This window comes from Agromyces albus (assembly GCF_004134825.1).
Taxonomy (GTDB): Bacteria; Actinomycetota; Actinomycetes; order Actinomycetales; family Microbacteriaceae; genus Agromyces; species Agromyces albus.
On record NZ_SDPN01000088.1, the window covers coordinates 1 to 3,812 of the forward strand.

Annotated in this window: 4 protein-coding genes; 1 reads left to right on the plus strand and 3 read right to left on the minus strand. The window is 71.1% G+C overall.

Annotation, left to right across the window (positions count from 1 at the left end):
• The first annotated feature begins 152 nt into the window (after nt 1-152).
• Nucleotides 153-887 (plus strand): glutamine amidotransferase, encoded by a 735-nt coding sequence (locus tag ESP51_RS20250; RefSeq protein ID WP_129522663.1) that lies wholly within the window; start codon nt 153-155, stop codon nt 885-887.
• A gap of 25 nt (nt 888-912) precedes the next feature.
• Here the strand turns inward: ESP51_RS20250 and ESP51_RS20255 are convergent, their stop codons facing one another.
• From ESP51_RS20255 to ESP51_RS20265, 3 genes are all read right to left on the minus strand, one after another.
• Nucleotides 913-1,914 carry a proline racemase family protein gene (locus ESP51_RS20255; RefSeq protein WP_129522664.1) on the minus strand — a complete coding sequence of 334 codons (1,002 nt, stop codon included), beginning with the start codon at nt 1,912-1,914 and terminating at the stop codon, nt 913-915.
• A 23-nt stretch (nt 1,915-1,937) separates the two neighbouring features.
• Complete coding sequence (locus ESP51_RS20260; protein ID WP_129522665.1) at nt 1,938-2,855, minus strand: dihydrodipicolinate synthase family protein; 918 nt, start codon at nt 2,853-2,855, stop codon at nt 1,938-1,940.
• The coding region (locus tag ESP51_RS20265; protein WP_164990620.1) for an FAD-dependent oxidoreductase at nt 2,852-3,812 on the minus strand (961 nt) is incomplete at its 5' end. The genes ESP51_RS20260 and ESP51_RS20265, both read right to left, overlap by 4 nt.

Consider the following 3,812-nt stretch of genomic DNA (forward strand, 5'->3'; position numbering starts at 1 on the left):
GGCGGCGCCAAGCCTCGCACGGGCGGCAAGGCGGCGAACCGCGGAGGACGCGGAGCCGGCGGCGGCACCAAGAGCGGCCGGCCGGGCAAGGGCAGCAAGGGCGGCGCGCACGGCGGCGGCAAGGGCGGTCGAGGCCGAGGAGGCCGCGGCAGATGAGACCGTTCCTCTTCCTCTCGGCACGACCCGAGGTCCAGGCGGTCGGCCCCGAATACGAGTCGGTGCGCCGCGCGATGGGCGTCGATGCCGGCCGGCTCGAGCACGTGCGCCTCGACATCGATCCACTCGGCGACGTCCGTCTCGATGATTTCGCGGGCATCGTCGTCGGCGGCAGCCCGTACAACGTCACGACGCCCGAAGACGGCAAGCACCCCGTGCAGCGCCGCCTCGAGTCCGACCTCGCCCGCCTCGCCGAGCGGGCGCTCGAGGCCGACCACCCGGTGCTCTTCACGTGCTACGGCATCGGCGTGCTCACGCGAGTGCTCGGCGGCACCGTCGGCACGCTGCACGGCGAGGACGCCGCCGCCGTCGAGGTCACACTCACCGACGAGGGCACGGCCGATCCGCTCGTCGGCTCGCTGTCCGAGCGATTCGACGCGCTCGTCGGCCACAAGGAGGCGACCGAGCGGCTTCCCGCCGACGCCGTGCTGCTCGCCTCCTCGGCCGGTTGTCCCGTGCAGATCTACCGCGTCGGGCGCAACGTCTATGCCACGCAGTTCCACCCCGAGGTCAGCGCGCAGGACTTCGTCGCCCGCGCGCACGTGTACCGCCACCACGGCTACTTCCCGGCGAGCGAGTTGCGTGAGGTGAGCGAGCGGCTGGCTGCGGCATCCGTCACCGAACCGCAGCGCCTGCTGCACCGCTTCGTGCAGCTCGCCGACCACCGCTGAGCGCGGTGCCCCTCGAGGCCGGGAGCTAGAACTGGAATCCGACCGGAAACGGGTCGGCGGGGTCGAGGAGGTACTGGCCGATGCCGGTGACCCATGCGCGGCCGGTGATCGTGGGGATGACCGCGGGCCGGCCGTCGACGTCGGTCTCGGCGATGAGGCGCCCGACGAAGCGGCTGCCGATGAACGACTCGTTCACGAAGTCGGTGTCGAGGGCGAGCTCGCCGCGAGCCCACAGCTCGGCCATGCGAGCCGAGGTTCCCGTACCGCACGGCGAGCGATCGAACCACCCGGGGTGGATCGCCATGGCGTGGCGGGAGTGCTTCGCGTCGGAGCCCGGCGCGATGAACTCGACGTGATGGCAGTGGTCGACGCCCTCGATCGACGGATGCCGCGGCGGCGCGGTCTCGTTGATCGCCGCCATGATGGCGAGTCCTGCCGTGAGCATCTCCTGCTGGCTCGAGCGGTCGAACGGCAACCCGACGGCGTCGAGGTCGACCATCGCGTAGAAGTTGCCGCCGAACGCCATGGAGTACGGCACGCTGCCGTACCCGGGCACCTCGATCGAGGCGTCGAGCACATCGACGTAACTCGGCACGTTCTCGATCGTGACCGAGTCGGCATGGCCGTCGGAGACCGCCACTCGTGCGACGACGAGACCGGCGGGCGTGTCGAGCCGGATCTCGGTGACGGGCTCGACGACCTCGACCATGCCGGTCTCGACGAGCACGGTCGCGACGCCGATCGTGCCGTGGCCGCACATCGGCAGGCAGCCCGAGACCTCGATGAACACGACGCCCCAGTCGCAATCGGGGCGCGTGGCGGGCTGCAGGATGGCGCCGCTCATCGCCGCATGCCCGCGCGGCTCGTTCATGAGGAAGAGCCGCACATCGTCGAGGTGCTCCATGAAGTGGAGTCGCTTCTCGTTCATGGTCGCCCCCGGGATCACGCCCACGCCGCCCGTGACGACCCGCGTCGGCATGCCCTCGGTGTGCGAGTCGACGGCACTGATGATTCGCTTCGAACGCAAGGTATCCTCCAGCCCGGCCGCGACTAGCGGGTCGCGATGTAGTCGAGCGCCTTCTGAGTGTCGCGGCGCACTCGCGCCTCGTGCTCGGCTGACAGCGGCCCGCGCGGCGGCCGCGTCGGTCCACCGTAACTCCGCCCCGCGAGGTCGATCGAGAGCTTGATGGCCTGCACGAACTCGGTCTTCGAGTCCCACCGGAACACGGGGACGAGGTTCCGGTAGAGCTCGCGGGCCTCGTCGACGCGACCGTCGGTGACGAGCGTGTAGATCTCGACAGCCTCCTTCGGGAAGGCGTTCGGGTAGCCCGCGAACCACCCGGTCGCACCCACGACGAGCGATTCGAAGAGCAGGTCGTCGGCGCCCGCGATGACGTCGATGTCGCAGAGCTCCTGGATCTCGAGCACGCGGCGGATGTCGGCCGTGAACTCCTTGATCGCCACGACGTTCTCGAGCTGCGCGAGCTCGGCGACGAGATCGGGCGTGAGGTCGACCTTCGTGTCGATGGGGTTGTTGTAGAGCATGATCGGCAGCCCCACCTCGTTGATGCGCGTGTAGTGCTCGATGACCTCGGCACGGTTCGCGCGATAGATCGTGGGCGGCAGGGCGAGCACCCCGTCGGCGCCGTCCTCCTTCGCGTACTCGGCCCACTTCACGGCCTGGTGCCAGCCGACACCGTGCACACCCGCGACCACGAGGCCCCGCCCTCCGACCGCCTCGACCGCGACCTGGATGACCTTGCGACGCTCCTCGTCGGTGAGCGAGGAGTACTCGCCGAGCGATCCGTTGGGACCGACGCCGCGACATCCGTTCTCGATGAGGAAATCGCAGTGCGCGGCGAACCGGTCGTAGTCGACGGCGAGCCCCGCGGGTGCCGACGGGTCATCGGTGAAGGCGAGGGTCGTCGCGACGACGACACCGCCGAGGTCGAACTTCTGCGTGGTCATGCGTGTCCTTTCGTGGACGTCGGTGCGTGGGCGTTGGGCTCGGCTGCTCGATCGGGCTCGACTCCCGCGGCGAGTTCGCCGAGGCGCAGCGGTGCGGCGATGGGGCGGCGGTCGGTCGTGGCGCCGTCGATGAGGCCGAGACGGCCGGATGCGGCATCCGTCACCGCCTCCCCGAGGAGCGACTCGACGGTGCGACCGCACACGCGGCCCTGGCAGATGCCGAGGCCGGCGCGAGTGGTGAGCTTCAGGGACCGAAGGCCGCTCGAGCTCGTGGCGGCGGCCGTGGCCATCAGGCGCCCGTACGACACCTCTTCGCAGCGGCACACGACGGTGTCGTCGGTGAGCCAACCGGTCCAGCCGGGACGGATGCCGTGCGCGGCCTCGAGACGCGTCGCGAACGCAGCGGAAACGCGCCGGGCAGCGGATGCCGCGCGCACGGCGGGATCGTCGGTGCGCCCGCCCGCGGCGCAGTGGCCGGCGACGGCCCCCTCGGCGAGCGCGGCATCGGCGCCCCCGATGCCCGTGATCTCGCCCGCGGCGTACACGCCGAGGACGCTCGTGCGCTGGGCGTCGTCGACGATGACGAACCGGTCGGGCGAGATCTCGCAACCGGCCGCGATGGGCAGCTCGAGTCGCGGCGTGAACCCGTGGCTCACGCACACGGCATCGGCTTCGATTCGCACCTCGCTGCCGGGGATCGGATGCCACTGCGCGTCGAGTCGTGCAACGGTCACCGACTCGACGTGGTCGGTGCCGTGTGCGGCGACGACCGCGCGACCGAGGCGATACGGGATGCGGTGGCGCACGTGACCCGCGGCGTAGCCGGCGAGCTCGCCGCCCTTGCCCGCCACGCCCAGGAGCTCCCATGGCCGTGACAGCCAGCCGCGCGCGAGCGTCGTCGCGCGGGCGGCCTCGAACACGCCCGCGACCAGGGCGCCGGTGGCGACGAGCGACGCC